Raw genomic sequence first — 14,849 nt, 5'->3', positions numbered from 1 at the left:
TCTGCGCGGCGCCCTCGACGTCCCCTTTGTCATGGGCTGCCACCATCTCGGCCAAACGGTGACCGACGATGTGCGACGCGACGCTCACGACGCCGACCGCGCCGACCGCGAGCATCGAAAGGGTAAGCGCGTCGTCGCCCGACCAGATGCGGAAACCGGGAGCTTCCGCGGCGAGCTTCGCCGTTCCGGCGAGATCAGCGGCTGCGTCCTTGACCCCGACGATGTTGGGAACCTCCGCAAGTTCGAGCAGCGTCGCGTGCTCGATCTTGCGGGCTGTGCGACCGGGGATGTCGTACAGCACGATCGGAAGCGCCGTCGACGCAGCGATCGCTTTGAAGTGAGCGGCCAGACCCGATTGCGGCGGCTTGGAGTAGTACGGGGTGACGACGAGCAGCGCGTCGGCCCCCGCCTCTTCGGCGGTCTGCGAGAGCTCGATCGATTCGGCGGTCGAGTACGTCCCCGTCCCGGCGATGAGTGGGGCTCGGCCGCGCGCGACCTCCGCCACGGCCGCCCATAGGTCGCGCTTCTCCTCGTGCGTCAATGTGGGAGACTCGCCGGTCGTGCCGGCGACGACGAGCCCGTCGCTGCCGTGATCGAGGAGGTGGCCGGCCAGCCGGCGCGCGCCCTCGAGGTCGAGCGAGCCGTCCTTTCGGAACGGCGTCGCCATGGCGGTGATGACCCTTCCGAGCTCCATGGTCACCTCGCTGTCGTCGCGGCCGTGTCGGAGAATTGCGCGACCGAATCATAACGATTCGCGCGGATCAGCAGGACTCTTTTCGGCTCGAGCTCCCCCGAAATCGTTCTCGAAGCGACGCAACGTCGCACACCGGAACCTTGCGGCAAGGGTCGCGCCGCCCGTAGCCGCAGGTCAGCCCCGTCGTTGACTTCATGGAGCACGAGGAACACCCGGTAGAGCGTGTTGTACCGGTTTGAGACATGAATCCCCGGGGTCGGTGAGAAAAATCCCGACCTCGCCAGAAGGAAGCACGCTGGCGGCAACGAAATGTTGCGCCGAGGAGAGGAGAAGCCAATGGTCACCTGGGTACTGACGGAGGAACCCACCGCCGCCGTTCGGCACGCGATCGAGATGATCGAAGAGCGTGTCGCTTCGGACGCGGACGTGATGTGGCTCTGCCCAAGCGACGCGGTCGAGCCCATCCAAGAGTAACGCCCGGCTTCTCGCCTCACCGTTCTATTTCGCCTTTTCCTGCCGCTTCCGCTCCGCCCTGCGTTCGGCTTCGAGCCGCTCCAGGTCTACCGAACCGAGGTCCACGTACCCCATCAGCTCGGCCACCGTGCGGTGCCCCGCGACCTCGGCGATCTGCCGGTACATCTCGTGCGCGACCTTGCGGTACGCCGGATGCCCCTGGGGGGACGAGCGGAGCTCGATCAGGTGGAAGGCCTCTCGGAGATTCATCTGCATGACGTATCGAATGCGGTACGCCATGCAAACCGTGTAGGACGCCTGGTCGGGCAGATCGGGATGCACGCGCTCCCATAGCTCGGCGGAACGATCCGCCGCCTCGCGGAACGCCGGCGCGAACCCCATCTCCTCCGCTTCCTCCGGTATGTCGTACCCGTGCTTCGAGGAGAGGTCCTGCCATTCCATGGTGAGCATCCGGTGACGCTGGAGGTCGCGGAAGCCACCGTAGTCCCCGAGGACGTCGAACCGATACCAGACGCGCTCGAACGCGCGCCCCGGCTTGTGCCGGCGGTTCCGCCGCTCGCCGACGTACGTGCGCAACACCCGCAGCCGCTCTTCCACGGACATCTTCCGGGCGAGCTCGAGCAGCCGCTCCTCCGGCAGATCACTGTAGGGGTAGAGCATCGCAGCGACGAGGGTTTCGTCCGCATCGGGCTCCCACGCGGTCAGGCGCACGAGCGGAGCCGGATCGGGCTCCTCATCCGCCAGGAACTCGCCCGCGAGCGAGCGCATCCGCTCGCGCGTCGACCGAAGGTGCTCGATCCACTCGCCTCCCCGGTTCGGCTGGTCCACGCGCACGAGGAACGCAGGGATCACCTTGCGGAGCTCCTCGAGGATCATCTGCCCGACCGCCTGCGCTTCATCCAAGGGTGAGGCGAGGAGACGGAACAGCATCATCTCGTAGGCCTGCCCGGCCGCGTACACGCCGAGGTTCGACACCGTCGAGGCCGGGAGCATCCCGCGGAGCGCGTCGAGCGCCTTGGCCCGGATCGTCGCCGTGTAGACGCGGTCCGGATCATCGGGGGTCTTCGGGAACCGTTTGCCGAAGGCCGCCACCGTCGGCTCGACCGAGCTTACGTAGAGCTCGAAGATGCCGTCCATCGTCTCGCGATAGGCGGGCCCATGCCTGGAGGCCGCGATCGCCGGCTCCTCGTAGTAGCGCCAGCGTCCGCCTGGCCGGTCGTCGTAGGGGACGTAGCGCGTCGAGTGTTCCAGGTAGCCGGCCAGTCGCCCGCGCTCGATGATCTTCGTGAGCACGTTCGAACACTGCTCGACGGCGACGTGCGCGCCGCCGAGCTGCGCCACGGAATCGTCGCCGTACTCGATGAAGATACGGTCGTAGAGCTCCTCCGCCTTGGCGGCGCCGACCTCGTCGATGGGAGCACCCGACTCTCCGTCGTAGAACTCATCGAGGAAGAGACGCCGGAGGGACTTCTTCGTGCGCGAATAGCGCGCGAACAGGGCGCCCTTGACGATCTCGGGGAGGTTGACGATCGCGAAAACGGGCCGGTCGACGTTGGTGAAGTGGCGCTCGAGAACGGCCCGCTCCTCGGGCGTGAACTCCTCGACGAAGTACGGATGGGTCACGGCGCGGAGCCTAACATGCGCGTCTGACCGGTTCTTCGCGCTCTGCCCGGAGTCGTCGATGCACTGCGCCGCCTCTACGATCCGGTACGTGGACGCCACGCCCCCGCGCATGGGTTCCTCAGCGACCTGGCGGTGAGCCGGAAGGTCGCCGCCTCAACGCAGAACCAAGCGCTCGCCGCTGTGCTGTTCTTGTACACGCACGTCCTCGAGCAACCGCTCGATCATGTCGAGGGGATCGTACGCGCGACCCGGCCGAAGCGATTACCCGTAGCGCTGACCCGTGACGAGGTCCGACGCGTCCTCGGAGAGATGGATGGCGTTCCCCGGCTCGTCTGCATGACGCTCTACGGAGCCGGGGTGCGCCTCACGGAGGGACTTTCGCTCCGCGTCAAGGACCTGGACTTCGGATCAGGTGAGATCTTGATCCGCGACGGCAAGGGCGCGAAAGACCGGGTCACGATGCTGCCCGCATCGATCAAGCCGGCCCTCGCTGAGCACCTCCACGGCGTTCGCCGCCAACATGCGGCCGATCTCGCACACGGACGAGGCCGCGTGCCGCTGCCGTTCGCCTTGCGGCGCAAGTACGCAGCGGCCGATCGCGAATGGGGATGGCAGTGGGTCTTCCCGGCAACGTCGCATTACCGGGATCGCGATACCGGTATCGAGCATCGGCACCATCTTCACGAGTCGGTCGTTCAAAAGGCAGTTCGCCGGGCGGCTCGTTCCGCCGGCCTCGCCAAGCACGCAACGACTCATACTTTCCGCCACTCGTTCGCGACCCACCTGCTCGAGGACGGATACGACATCCGTACCGTCCAAGAACTCCTCGGTCACCAGGACGTCCGCACAACGATGATCTACACACATGTCCTGAATCGTGGAGGCTTAGGAGTGCACAGCCCTCTCGATCGCCTCGCCGCACACGCTGAGCCCCGGTCGCACGATATCCCGACCGACGGGATCGAGCCCGGCGAGACATTCGCTGGTCAGCGGAAGAAACGTGCCCTCCTACAGGGCGGTCCACCGTATTATCTTGACCAGGAGGACGCTTATGCAGGTCCGTATAAGTAGGAGTTAGACAGCCGCATGAGCCAGCAGTCGTTCAACACTCCGGGATGATCAGACTCGTTGGAGCTCTTTGTCTTGCTGTGATTCCAGGGCTGGTTTGGTTGGGAGTGACGGGCGTGCGTCATCCCGAGATGAGCTTCTGGAGGCACCCGATCCTGCTCGGCCCGTTCGCACGACTCGGATGGGGGTTCGGTATCGCTTTCGCTGTGATTTCGTTCGCCCTCGTTGGATTCAGTCTCCTCCTCGACTGAGCTCGCCGGTGATACCTTGTCCATACGATGACCGAGCTGGCGTGCTGTCTAACTCGCGGCTGCAACGGACGCCGGCCGCGCAAAGCGCGGCTCGGCGCAGGGTCGTTATACAGGCGGCGTATGTTGGGTTTGAGGGATCGGTCGGGTCGACAGTGAGCGTTGATTCTGCTTGGGAGGAGAAGGCAGAGGGGTGGGCTCGGTTTGCACGGTCGGCTGAGCATGACCACTTCTTCTGGCGGTTCAACGGTCCTCGGTTCTTGGAGCTACTTCCCGGACCGAGCGGCGTGACTCTCGATCTCGCCTGTGGTGAGGGTCGAGTTGGGCGACTCCTCGCCGAACGCGGTTACCGCGTTGTTGCTGTCGACGCGTCTCCGACCTTGGCGGCTCTTGCCCACGAGGCCGGTGGACAACTTGTCGCTGTAGGGGATGTGAGTCGGCTGCCTGTGGCGGGCAACAGCATGGACCTGGTTGTCGCCTTCATGTCGCTTCAGGACATCGAAGACCTGGAGGGTGCGGTCGGGGAAGTCGCCCGGGTGCTGGTCGCCGGCGGGCGCTTCTGCATCGCGATTGCTCATCCGATCCGTTCGGCGGGTCGCTTCGTGAGCAAGCGGGCGGACAGTGCATTCACGCTCACCTCGTATTTTGACTCGCGGCCTTGGCCGTGGCGAAGTCAACACACTGGAATGGAATTGGAGCTTCCCGCGGTTCACCGTTCGCTCGAAACCTACGCGGTTGCCCTTGAGCAGGCGGGCTTCGGGATTGAGGCCATGCGGGAACCAAGGCCGAACCTTGAAGACGCGGGACCCCATCCGGAATCCGCGCGATGGAGTCGAGTTCCATGCTTCTTGCACATCCGAGCAGTCCGCCCTTAGCGTCGCTGTATAACTCGCGGCTGCAACGGATGCCGGCCGCGCAAGCGCGGCTCGGCGCCGATGAGCCGCAGGGTCGTTAGCCAGGCATCGGCAATGGATGAGACTAGGACTGGCGGAATGCTCGAGCCCGTCGACTTCGCCGCCGTACGCGACCGAATGATTTCTCATCCGAAGCCACCCGTTAGGGCGCGGCTTGTAGAACGAAATCAAGGTCAGGTCGTCCGGGTCGCGTCTGTCGTGTACGACGGGGAAGGCTTCTGGTACATCGACGACGGGGCGGCAATCGAGCTGAACAGCACGGGCAAGTTCGCCGTGATGGTCGACGGCGGGGATGTGATCCGGCACAGTGGTAACGTGGCCGCAAACAGTTGGGTGAAGTCGATGCTCGCGGGACACCGCCTCGTAGGACTGGATGCTCATCCTTTTCTCCAGTCAAAAATGGCCGATGAGCGCGGCAGGATTGTGGGGGTCGAGGTCGTCAACGGATACGAGTGCTGGGTTGCTGACGTTATGGGACTCAAGGCGGATCAAGGTGTTACTTTTCGGCTTTGGGTCGAACCGACGGCGGGCTTTGTGGTTCGCCTTCGGCGTGGCGATATCGATGCCTCTGTGGACGCTGAAGAAATGACCATCGGGACGCGGAAGAATGGACCGGATGATCGCGCTGGCTAACTCGCGGCTGCAACGGACGCCAGCCGCGCAGGGGCGGCTCGGCGCCGCTGAGCCGCAGGGTCGTTATGCCTACCGACAGTTCTCAAGGGAGGTGCGGAGATGTCTCTTCCAGACGTAAGCGGTCCCTACGCTTTGGGGCCCGATGATGGGGAGGCCATATGGTTCAACGGCGCGCTCGGGATCTTGAGGGCCACGGCCGCTCAGACCGACGGCCGCTTCGCGGCCTTCGAGCTCCGACTGCCGAAGGGATTTGGCGCACCGCTGCACTCCCATGAGCGTGACTCTGAGTTCTTCATCGTTCTGTCCGGCCAATTTCGCCTCCGGTACGACGACAACATCGTCGAGGCCGGCCCCGGGTCGCTGGTGTACACACCTCCACGCGTGGGACACCAGTTCACGGCTGACTCGGACGACGCGCGAATACTCCTCATGTTCGGTCCAGCCGGTACGGAGGAGTTCTTTCGCGAAGCAGCCACGCCAGCACGGTCACTCACCCTCCCACCGCCGAGCGAACCTGTTCCAACGCGGGACGAGCTTGTCGAGATGATGAAACGCCACGGATCGACTCCCTTGGGCCCCCCTCTTCCGCCGAAGGAGTAGTTGCCCGTGCCAGCGAGTTCTCGATGTGGTTGCGATTGAGGCATAACTCGGCGTTGCAGCCGGCCACTCGCTACGCTCGTGTCGGCTGAACGCCAGGGTCGTTAGCCGGCACTCTGATGCATTATCTGGCCCAGGAGGAGTAGAGTCCTCGCAATGATTCGGAGGGGGGATTGCCATGGATGTCCGCAACTTCGTCGGGCTCCTTCTGATTGTGGCGGGACTCGCACTGATTTTTCTGCGGGCACGCAAAACGGGTGACATCCAGTTGACCGGTGGAATCTGGGATGCCATTGGCAGGATTGAAGACCAGGCGTACTTGATCGGCGTGATCCTTGTGGTTATCGGTGCTGTTCTCATTGCGCCTGATCTTGGGGATGTGCTTTTCCCATAGTGCCCTACCTAGTCATCAAGGCCTGCGCTCCGGTGAGCAGGCGGGCTAACTCGCGGCCGTTAAGCCGCCAAGTCGTTAGCCGGCAGGCGGAAGGGATGGGTTTTGAGTGGTGATGGAACAGGGGGAAGGCCTATGAGCAGGGTCCGGATTCGGCATGGCGATAACGAACTCGAGGCCGAAGGCTCCGACCAGTTCATAGGCAAGCAAATTAAGGAGTTCTACCAGCGGATCGGCTCCGTATACACTCCAACGAGCACAAGTTTGAAGCAACGACTCCTTGAAGAGCCAAAGAGCGAGCCCACGTCTGGAAAAGCTCCCGCGCCTGCCGAGTTCTATAGGTCAAAGGGCAAAACGGATGGCCTATCTCAGCTGCTCATCTTTGCTCGTTATCTAGAAGAGTTCGAGGGGAAATCGGAGTTCAGCCCCACCGAAGTGAACGCGATCGCGAAGCAGGCCAGGCTGTCGAAGGACATTCACGCGCAGTACTTCAGCAATGCGGTGAAGCAGGGACTGCTGCGGAAGCACGGAAAGAAGTACTCCCTTACTCTAACCGCGGAAGAAGTGTTGGCCTCGATGTAGGCGAGGTCAATGACCTCTCTCGAATTCCTGGCGCAGTTCCCCAAGCATGGGGATTTCTCGCGCAAATCGAAGATTCTTCTCTTCGCCTTCTACCTTCGGAAGTACAAGGGTCAAGCTGAGTTTGGGTCGACAGAGATCCGCGCTTGCTTTCAGGAAGCCATGTTGCGTGTCCCTGGTGATCTGAGCCAGCTTCTGAAAGCTCTCTCCAAAGGAAGGCAGACACCCATCATCAGGAGCAGGACCCCGAATAGGTACTCGCTATCTATCCACGGACAGACGGAGGTCGAGGCCATACTTCCGGAGACCACCGCCAGCTCGGAAGTCCTAGGATCCTTTCTCGACGCAGCCCTTCCCTATCTGAAACGAACGATAGCTAAGATCGACGATGATATCCGCAGAGAGTTCTTGGCTGAGGCGATCGCCTGCTTAGGCGTGGAGGCTAGGCGAGCGACCATCGTTATGGTGTGGCTTGCGACCGTAGATCACATGCAAGAGTATGTTCTTACCAAGAAGTGCGCCGACTTCAATGCCGCGCTCACGAGGCGATCTGACAAGCTCTCTCAACTCTCCATCGCGGCGCGAGATGACTTTGGCGATATCAAGGACGCGGCTTTCATCGAGGTTTGCCGGTCTGCGAAGATCATCACAAACGACGTGAGAAAGATTCTGGAGGAGAAGTTGGGAACCAGAAATTCGTGCGCCCACCCCGCAACTATTCAGGTGGGCGACTCGAAGGTCGTAAGCTTCATCGAAGATCTGGTGGACAACGTCATCGCCAAGTATGAGCTATGAGGACGCAACTCCGGCTAACTCGCGGCTGCAACGGACCGCGTCCGCGCTTCGCTGCGGATCACGGCCGATGAGCCGCAGGGTCGTTAAACAGCCATGATGCTGGCTCGCGAAACGCGATGCTCAAGAATCTGTTTCAGGTGCATGGAACGGAGTATTCGCGGTGCTTCGCGTCATCGATGGAATGTCCTGAGCCAGCGATTTCAGCCCACTCGATCAGAATGCGCGCGACCTCGAACTTCTTGCGGGCGAAGGGCACGTGATCACACCGCCGTTGCGCAAGCGCGGCTCGGCGCCGATCGCAAATAAGCCGCATCGCTGTAGGTCGCAAGCAGGTGCGACCAATCACTCGGGCAAGTACACGGCGTTCGGACCCTTCGAGTGCGAGGGTGCGGCCTAAACCCCTCTTGACGGCGGGGGTCGCGTGAGTATACTCGGTATACTCTCTGGGGGGGAAGGGACGCGATGTCGGTACCGATGTGCATCCTCGCGATCCTCGACGAGCGGCCTGCCTACGGACTGCAGCTCAAGAACGAGTTCGAGGCGCGCACCGGCGCGATCTGGCCCCTCAACGTCGGCCAGGTCTACACGACCCTCGCGCGACTCGAGCGCGACGGCCTCGTCCGGCAGCGCGAGGCCTCCGGCGACAAGACCTACGTCATCACCGCCGCGGGCCGTCGCCGCCTGCGTGACTGGCTGACCGAGGCATCCGAACGCCCAGCGCCGGACCGCGACGAGCTCGTGCTGAAACTCATCATGTCGGTCGGGCTCGACCACGTTAACGTCGTCGATGTCATCCAGGCCGAGCGCAAGGCCGCGGTTCGGCAGCTGCAGGACTACACACGGCTGAAGCGCGACACGGACGGCGACGAAACGCTCGGGTGGCACTTCCTGATCGACTCTTTGATCTTCCAGGCCGAGGCGCGCGTCCGATGGCTGGACGCATGCGAGGCCCGGCTCCACGGCGCGCGCGTGAGGCCGCGACGCGCCGCCGAGCCGGCACACGACGAAACGGAGGTACGCCGATGATCCTCGAGATGCGCGACGTGACCCGCATCCACGGGTCCGGACACACGGCCGTGCAGGCGCTTTCGAACGCGACCCTCACGGTCTCGCCGGGCGAGCTCGTCGCCGTCATGGGCCCGAGCGGGTCGGGCAAGACGACCCTCCTGTCGATCGCCGGCGGGCTCGACCACCAGACATCTGGCGCGGTCCTGGTCGAGGGGACCGAACTCGGCACGCTCAAGGCTGCTCAGCTCGCGCGGCTGCGGCGCCGTCGCATCGGCTACGTGTTCCAGCAGTTCAACTTGATCGACGGATTGACGGCCGCTGAGAACGTCTCGCTTCCTCTCGAACTCGACGGCGTCTCGCTTCGCGACGCACGCGCGCAGGCGTTACGCGCGCTGGAGAGCGTTGGGCTGCGCGATCTGGCCGATCGTTTCCCGGAGGACCTCTCCGGCGGCGAGCAGCAACGTACCGCGATCGCGCGTGCGACCGTCGGCGACAGGATCCTGTTGCTCGCCGACGAGCCGACCGGGGCGCTCGACACGGTCACCGGCGAGACGGTGCTTCGGCTGATGCGCGACCACTGCGACGGGGGCGGGGGCGGCGTGCTCGTCACGCACGACGCGCGCTTCGCGGCATGGGCCGATCGCGTGATCTTCCTGCGCGACGGCCGGATCGTCGATCAGACGGAGGCGCGGCCGGGGCCGGAGACGCTCCTGAGCTCCCGATGACGCTTTCGGAGCACCGCGCAGCGGCCCGCATAGCTTGGCGTCAGGCGCGCCGCGCGAAGGCGCGGACGGCGCTGATCATCGCGCTCGTCGGCCTCCCGATCGCGGCGCTCGCCGCCAGTGGTTTCGTCATCCAATCCGCGCTGCCTGGGGCGGAAGACAAGGTGACCGCGCAGCTCGGTTCCGCAGACCTGGGCATCAACTATTACTCGCACGACCTCACGGTAGACGAGGTGCAACAGGCGCTTCCACCTGGATCGCGGGTGACGTATTCGCGCGCGCTCAACTTCACGCGGATCATCGACGGGGGGCAGTACGGACTAAACATCGTCGAGACCTCCGCGCCCGCCGACCAGCCTCCACTGCGCGCGCGGTACATCACCCTGAAGGGCCGCATGCCCCAGTCGGAGGGGGAAGCCGCCTTGCATCCCCGGCTCGCCCGGATCCTCGATGTTGAGGTCGGAGACGAGTTGAGGATCGACGAGTTCGAGATCGCGCTTCGCGTCGTCGGGTTCGCCGCTCTTCGAGAGGAGCTGCGGAACCTGACGTTCCTTGTCGGTCCCCACACCCTTGACCGCGCGGCCGCCACCACCAAGGCGAAGCACCCTAGCCAGTGGAGCGAGCGAGACGTCTTCCCTGTCGATTGGCTGATCGATCTGCCGCCCCACGTGACGCCGCAGGAGGCGGTCCCAGATCTAGCGAGGACGGAGTTCGAAGGGACGGGTCGCTTCGGATTCACCACGCGTCAGTTCATCCTCGATCAATACCGAACAGAGCGGCTCACATTGACCGGCGCGGCCTTCGGTGGGGCGGTCGGCGCGCTGTTCGGCACCGGATTGATCGCCGCGGCCGCGTTCGCCGTCGGCGCTCGCCGTCAACTTCGAACGCTCGGTCTCGTCGGTGTGGCCGGCGGAGACGGCAGTCACGCGCGCGCCATCGTTCTATGGGGCGGAACGTTGATGGGGGCCGTCGGGTCCGCGGTCGGTGTAGCCGTCGCCGTGGCGGTCGCCTACGCCGTGACGCCGCACATCGACCTCCTCGTCGGCCGCGTCGCCGGACCCGTGCGCGTGCCGTGGGCTGCGATCGCGGGGGCGCTGGCTCTCGGGACGGTGGCCGCCACTCTGGCCGCGCTCGGACCGGCCCGCCACGCCGCCAGGGTGACGACGGTCGACGCGCTGGCCGGCCGCATTCCGAAGCCGAAGCCCGCGGGACGGTTGGCGCGGCGCGGACTGATCGTGATCGTCGCAGGCGGGACGCTCGCCGCTGCAGGTGCCGCCTGGCGGCAAGAGAAGATCCTCGCCGTGGCGTTCGTGATCACGCTGATCGGTTTCCTGCTCGCGATCCCACTTCTCGTCTCTTCCGTGGGCCGGCTGCCGGCGCGGCTGCCGGCGTCCCTCCGGCTGGCCGCACGACAGACGGCGCGCCACGGACGACGCACCGGCGCCGCCGTCGCGGCTGCCACGCTGGCGTTGACAGCGCCCGTCGCGATCGCGGCGTACACCCGAAGCGACGAGGCGTTCAACGACCGGCGCATCCCGATCGGCGATCATCAACTCTTGCTCTCCGGCGCCAACGACAAGGCCCCAGACGAGCATCGAGAGATCCTCTCCACGGCCCGTGAGGCGATCCCGGGATCGGTCGTGGCGGCGATCCGGAACGCGGTGTCGCCATCGACACGTCCTGGAGCAGCGGCCGATGAGGTCGTGCCGTGGTATGTCCAAGGCCCTGAGATCGAGGTTGAGACCGGCGTCTTCGAATCGGAATCGGGCTCGCTCGCCATCGGTGACGCGGCTGTGCTTCGCGCCATCGACGCCGTAGCAGGAATCGCGCCACTCCAAGAAGGAAAGATCGTCGCAGTTCGCGCCGCCGTGGAGGGTGACTCGCTGACGATCCTCTCCGCGGACGACGAGGCCGGCAGTAGCGGAGGGATCGATGTGCCGGCCGTTGCCGTCGGTCGCCCGAAGCAGACGAACGAAGGCGAGGTCCCCCGCTACTTCATCTCAGAGCAGGCGGCCTCGCGCTATGGGCTACGCCCCGGTCTCGCCTCAGCCGGGCTGTTGCGCGCGCCCCACGCGCTGAGCGACGAAGAGATCGGTCGCGTGCAGCGTGCGATCTCGAGGTGCGAGGGCACCTACGCGACGTCGCGCGAGAACTTCATGTTCCACGCGACGCCCGTTCGGTTGTTGATCACAGCCGCCGCGACCTTCGTCGCGCTCATCATCATCGGGGTCGCGGTCGCTCTGGTCGCAGCAGAGTCGCGGCGTGAGTACGCGCTGGTCGTCGCCCTTGGCGCCGGTCTCGGGATGCGCCGCCGGACCGTCGCCGCAAACGCGTTCTTCGTCACGGCGCTGGCCGGCATCCTCGCTGTACCAGCCGGATTGTTACCGGTCGCGATCGTCGAAGTGGCACGAACGCAGAACCAGCCGATCGTGGTGCCGTGGGACGTCATCGGTATCGTCATGGTCGGCGCGCCGCTTGTCGCAGGACTGATCGCCGCAGCATTCTCACGACAGCCGCCGTCGCGCGCCCTGCTGCAGCCTGCCTGGTAACCGCTCCAGGAAAAATGTTGGGGCGCTTTGATGTGGCGTGCAACATGATGGAACTCCCGCTCCCGCTACGAACCGCCTCTTGCCGGCATCGAGACGCCAGCGCCAGCCTCCACCAGTCGGTGGCCGGAATGCCGTCCGCCGGGCGACGCGCGCCGCCGCGATCCTTTCGGCATTATCCCGGCCGCCCCGCGTGTGTCCGGGGCGTGAACCTGCAGGTGGCAACGGAGTCAAAAGCCCACGGTCGGGCCGGGCCCGAGGGTTATCTTGACCAGGTGGATCGTGATCCGGGTCCGATAGGTAGGAGTTAGACAGATGGGTGCGCCGCGACCCTCGTTGCTTCGCCGGCTTATCGATCGCGCTCTACGCAATGTTGTACTCTCGGCGGCTTTGTTGCTGATTGGCTGGGGTGTTACTGCTCTGCCCGGAGAGGCGTTGGAGTCGGGCGCCATACTCGGAGCGGTCGGAGCGCTGTTCGCGTTCGCAGCCGTGGTCGCCTTCGTGCTTGGCGTTGTGGGGATCATCATGAAGAGGTTCCAGAGGGGAACATGAGGATCTGGACTCACTGTCTAACTCGCGGCTGCAACGGACGCCAGCCGCGCAAGCGCGGCTCGGCGCCGATGAGCCGCAGGGTCGTTAGCCGGCTTAAGGAGCACGAAATGCGACCCATTCGGTATTCCATCAACGTCACGTTGGATGGGTGCTGCGATCATCGTGAAGGTTTCGCGGACGAAGACTTGCATCGTCACGCGGTCGAGAACCTCAGTCAGGCCGATGCCCTTCTCTTCGCAGGGTGACTTACGAAATGATGGAGGCGGCGTGGCGGTCGCCGGCGCCGGCGGGAACCAGACCTGACTGGATGGAACCCTTCGCCCGGACGATCGACGCGGCCAAGAAGTACGTCGTGTCCAGCACCTTGGAGCGGGTCGATTGGAACGCGGAGCTCGTGCGCGGGGATCTGGGCGAGGCCGTTCAGGAGCTCAAGCGGGAGTCGGGTAAGGGACTGTTCGTGGGAGGCGTGAAGCTCCCGCTGGCGTTGGCGGAGCTGGGATTGATCGATGAGTACGAGTTCGTCGTGCAGCCCAGGCTCGTGGGCCACGGGCCGACGTTGTTCGCGGGGCTATCGAAGCGCATCGACTTGAAGCTCGTGAGCCGGCTGGAGTTCGGCTCGGGGGCCGTAGCGATGCGGTACGAGCCGAGAAGGTAGCCATCGGGCTTGGTAGCCCGAGCCGTCGCATCCACTATCAATTTACACCCCCGAGGGGGGCTTGCGGCAAGCCCCATGGCGCGCCGCATAATCGCACCCCGCAAATTCAGAACTACTGAGGGGAGCAGCGAGGCATGTCTAAGACGAAGCATGCGGTGACGATCGCGGGAGGCGGTCCGACGGGGATGATGTTGGCGGGCGAGTTGGCGTTGGCGAACATCGACGTTGCCATCGTCGAGCGGCGCGCGACTCCGGACCTCCCCGGCTCGCGTGCGGGCGGCCTGCACTCCCGAACGATCGAGGTTCTCGATCAGCGGGGGATCGCCGAACGGTTCTTGGCGGAGGGACAGGTGGCTCAGGTCCAAGGCTTCGCCTTCAACCGTTTGGACATCAGCGACTTTCCCACCCGACACAACTACGGGCTCGGGTTGTGGCAGAACCACATCGAGCGCATCCTCGCCGGCTGGATCGACGAGCTCCCCGTGACGATCTATCGGAGCCGTGACGTGACGGGGTTCGAGCAGGACGACGACGGCGTCGACGCCACGCTGTCGGACGGCAACTCGCTCCGCGCCAAATACCTCGTGGGGTGCGACGGAGGGCGCAGTCTCGTCCGAAAAACAGCCGGCATCGAGTTCCCCGGGTGGGATCCGACGACGAGTGCCCTGCTCGCCCAGGTAGAGGTCGCCGAGCAGCCGACATTGGGCATCCACCGAGACGAACTCGGCACCCATTCCTTCGGCAGGATGGAGTACGAGATCCGCGACGGCCAGATCATCTACGCCGACGAGGGGCCGGTGGGCGTCATGGTGACCGAACGGCACGTCGGAGCGACTGGCGAACCGACCTTGCGCGATCTCAGCGAGGCGCTCATCGCCGTTTACGGGACCGATTACGGGGTCCACAGCCCTACGTGGATCACGCGGTTCACCGACATGACGTGGCAGGCCGCGTCGTATCGGAAGGGAAGGGTGCTCTTGGCGGGCGACGCTGCACACGTGCATTTCCCGGCAGGCGGACAGGGTCTCAACATCGGTGTTCAGGATGCGGTGAACCTGGGATGGAAACTGGCTCAAGTTGTCAAAGAGATCTCCCCGGAAAGTCTCCTGGACACGTATCATGCCGAGCGCCACCCGGTGGGCGCCCGCGTCTTGCGCAACACGATGGCGCAAACTGCGCTCATGCGCCCGGCCGACGCACGTCTCGAGGCCTTGCGCGAGATCGTGTCCGAGCTCCTGGGCATCGACGAGCCGCGCAAGCGTTTCGCGGGGATGATCTCGGGCCTCGACGTCCAGTACGACCTCGGCGAAGGCCATCCGCTGCTCGGACGGCGCATGCCCGACCTCGACC

14 protein-coding genes and 1 pseudogene are annotated in these 14,849 nt (G+C 64.7%); 12 read left to right on the top strand and 3 right to left on the bottom strand.

Annotated features, from left to right (window positions below; all coding sequences use genetic code 11):
• Positions 1–694 (bottom strand): 4-hydroxy-tetrahydrodipicolinate synthase (gene dapA, locus WEB06_20680; GenBank protein ID MEX2558035.1); only part of this gene is annotated, 694 nt, incomplete at its 3' end.
• Positions 695–1,030: 336 nt separating this feature from the next.
• Between dapA and WEB06_20675 the strand changes: the two genes are divergently transcribed.
• On the top strand, positions 1,031–1,168 hold the full coding sequence (locus tag WEB06_20675) for a hypothetical protein (GenBank protein MEX2558034.1): 138 nt from the start codon (positions 1,031–1,033) through the stop codon (positions 1,166–1,168).
• Positions 1,169–1,192: 24 nt separating this feature from the next.
• Here WEB06_20675 and WEB06_20670 read toward each other — a convergent pair whose 3' ends face one another.
• Positions 1,193–2,902 carry an FAD-dependent thymidylate synthase gene (locus tag WEB06_20670; GenBank protein ID MEX2558033.1) on the bottom strand — a complete coding sequence of 570 codons (1,710 nt, stop codon included), beginning with the start codon at positions 2,900–2,902 and terminating at the stop codon, positions 1,193–1,195.
• On the opposite strand from WEB06_20670, the gene WEB06_20665 reads away from it, so the two are divergent.
• Positions 2,834–3,862 carry an integron integrase gene (locus WEB06_20665; protein MEX2558032.1) on the top strand — a complete coding sequence of 343 codons (1,029 nt, stop codon included), beginning with the start codon at positions 2,834–2,836 and terminating at the stop codon, positions 3,860–3,862. The genes WEB06_20670 and WEB06_20665 overlap by 69 nt on opposite strands.
• A gap of 511 nt (positions 3,863–4,373) precedes the next feature.
• On the opposite strand, the gene WEB06_20660 is transcribed toward WEB06_20665, so the two are convergent.
• The gene (locus WEB06_20660) at positions 4,374–4,685 is read right to left on the bottom strand and encodes a hypothetical protein (GenBank protein MEX2558031.1); all 312 of its coding nucleotides are present in this window, start codon (positions 4,683–4,685) and stop codon (positions 4,374–4,376) included.
• Between the two features lie 414 nt (positions 4,686–5,099).
• Here WEB06_20660 and WEB06_20655 point away from each other — a divergent pair, with 414 nt between their 5' ends.
• The 10 genes and pseudogenes from WEB06_20655 to WEB06_20610 all read left to right on the top strand — a co-directional run.
• Positions 5,100–5,654, top strand: a complete 555-nt coding sequence (locus WEB06_20655) for a hypothetical protein (GenBank protein ID MEX2558030.1) — start codon at positions 5,100–5,102, stop codon at positions 5,652–5,654.
• Positions 5,655–6,429: 775 nt separating this feature from the next.
• Positions 6,430–6,645, top strand: a complete 216-nt coding sequence (locus WEB06_20650; GenBank protein ID MEX2558029.1) for a hypothetical protein — start codon at positions 6,430–6,432, stop codon at positions 6,643–6,645.
• Positions 6,646–6,777: 132 nt separating this feature from the next.
• Positions 6,778–7,224 carry a hypothetical protein gene (locus tag WEB06_20645; GenBank protein ID MEX2558028.1) on the top strand — a complete coding sequence of 149 codons (447 nt, stop codon included), beginning with the start codon at positions 6,778–6,780 and terminating at the stop codon, positions 7,222–7,224.
• 9 nt (positions 7,225–7,233) lie between these two features.
• Positions 7,234–8,016, top strand: coding sequence for a hypothetical protein (locus tag WEB06_20640; protein MEX2558027.1), 783 nt, complete (start codon positions 7,234–7,236; stop codon positions 8,014–8,016).
• A gap of 462 nt (positions 8,017–8,478) precedes the next feature.
• Positions 8,479–9,042 (top strand): PadR family transcriptional regulator, encoded by a 564-nt coding sequence (locus WEB06_20635; protein MEX2558026.1) that lies wholly within the window; start codon positions 8,479–8,481, stop codon positions 9,040–9,042.
• Positions 9,039–9,749, top strand: a complete 711-nt coding sequence (locus tag WEB06_20630) for an ABC transporter ATP-binding protein (GenBank protein ID MEX2558025.1) — start codon at positions 9,039–9,041, stop codon at positions 9,747–9,749. Before WEB06_20635 ends, WEB06_20630 begins: the two co-directional genes overlap by 4 nt.
• Positions 9,746–12,295: an FtsX-like permease family protein gene (locus WEB06_20625; protein MEX2558024.1), complete on the top strand. Its 2,550-nt coding sequence runs from the start codon at positions 9,746–9,748 to the stop codon at positions 12,293–12,295. Before WEB06_20630 ends, WEB06_20625 begins: the two co-directional genes overlap by 4 nt.
• Before the next feature lie 312 nt (positions 12,296–12,607).
• Positions 12,608–12,844 (top strand): hypothetical protein, encoded by a 237-nt coding sequence (locus WEB06_20620; GenBank protein ID MEX2558023.1) that lies wholly within the window; start codon positions 12,608–12,610, stop codon positions 12,842–12,844.
• A gap of 107 nt (positions 12,845–12,951) precedes the next feature.
• Positions 12,952–13,499, top strand: a pseudogene (locus WEB06_20615) (dihydrofolate reductase family protein).
• A 134-nt stretch (positions 13,500–13,633) separates the two neighbouring features.
• A partial coding sequence (locus WEB06_20610; protein ID MEX2558022.1) for an FAD-dependent monooxygenase occupies positions 13,634–14,849 on the top strand: 1,216 nt, incomplete at its 3' end.

It is taken from the genome of Actinomycetota bacterium, assembly GCA_040905475.1.
Classification (GTDB): domain Bacteria; phylum Actinomycetota; class AC-67; order AC-67; family AC-67; genus DATFGK01.
The sequence above is the reverse complement of the archived record's forward strand: the minus strand, read 5'-3'. Positions and strand labels throughout refer to the sequence as shown.

Bases quoted from the DNA above. Each gene is read 5' to 3' on its own strand.
- WEB06_20675 (MEX2558034.1), top strand. From the start codon at position 1,031: ATGGTCACCTGGGTACTGACGGAGGAACCCACCGCCGCCGTTCGGCAC.
- WEB06_20670 (MEX2558033.1), bottom strand. From the start codon at position 2,902: ATGCGCGGGGGCGTGGCGTCCACGTACCGGATCGTAGAGGCGGCGCAG.
- WEB06_20660 (MEX2558031.1), bottom strand. From the start codon at position 4,685: ATGAGCAATCGCGATGCAGAAGCGCCCGCCGGCGACCAGCACCCGGGC.
- WEB06_20655 (MEX2558030.1), top strand. From the start codon at position 5,100: ATGCTCGAGCCCGTCGACTTCGCCGCCGTACGCGACCGAATGATTTCT.
- WEB06_20650 (MEX2558029.1), top strand. From the start codon at position 6,430: ATGGATGTCCGCAACTTCGTCGGGCTCCTTCTGATTGTGGCGGGACTC.
- WEB06_20645 (MEX2558028.1), top strand. From the start codon at position 6,778: ATGAGCAGGGTCCGGATTCGGCATGGCGATAACGAACTCGAGGCCGAA.
- WEB06_20640 (MEX2558027.1), top strand. From the start codon at position 7,234: ATGACCTCTCTCGAATTCCTGGCGCAGTTCCCCAAGCATGGGGATTTC.
- WEB06_20635 (MEX2558026.1), top strand. From the start codon at position 8,479: ATGTCGGTACCGATGTGCATCCTCGCGATCCTCGACGAGCGGCCTGCC.
- WEB06_20630 (MEX2558025.1), top strand. From the start codon at position 9,039: ATGATCCTCGAGATGCGCGACGTGACCCGCATCCACGGGTCCGGACAC.
- WEB06_20625 (MEX2558024.1), top strand. From the start codon at position 9,746: ATGACGCTTTCGGAGCACCGCGCAGCGGCCCGCATAGCTTGGCGTCAG.
- WEB06_20620 (MEX2558023.1), top strand. From the start codon at position 12,608: ATGGGTGCGCCGCGACCCTCGTTGCTTCGCCGGCTTATCGATCGCGCT.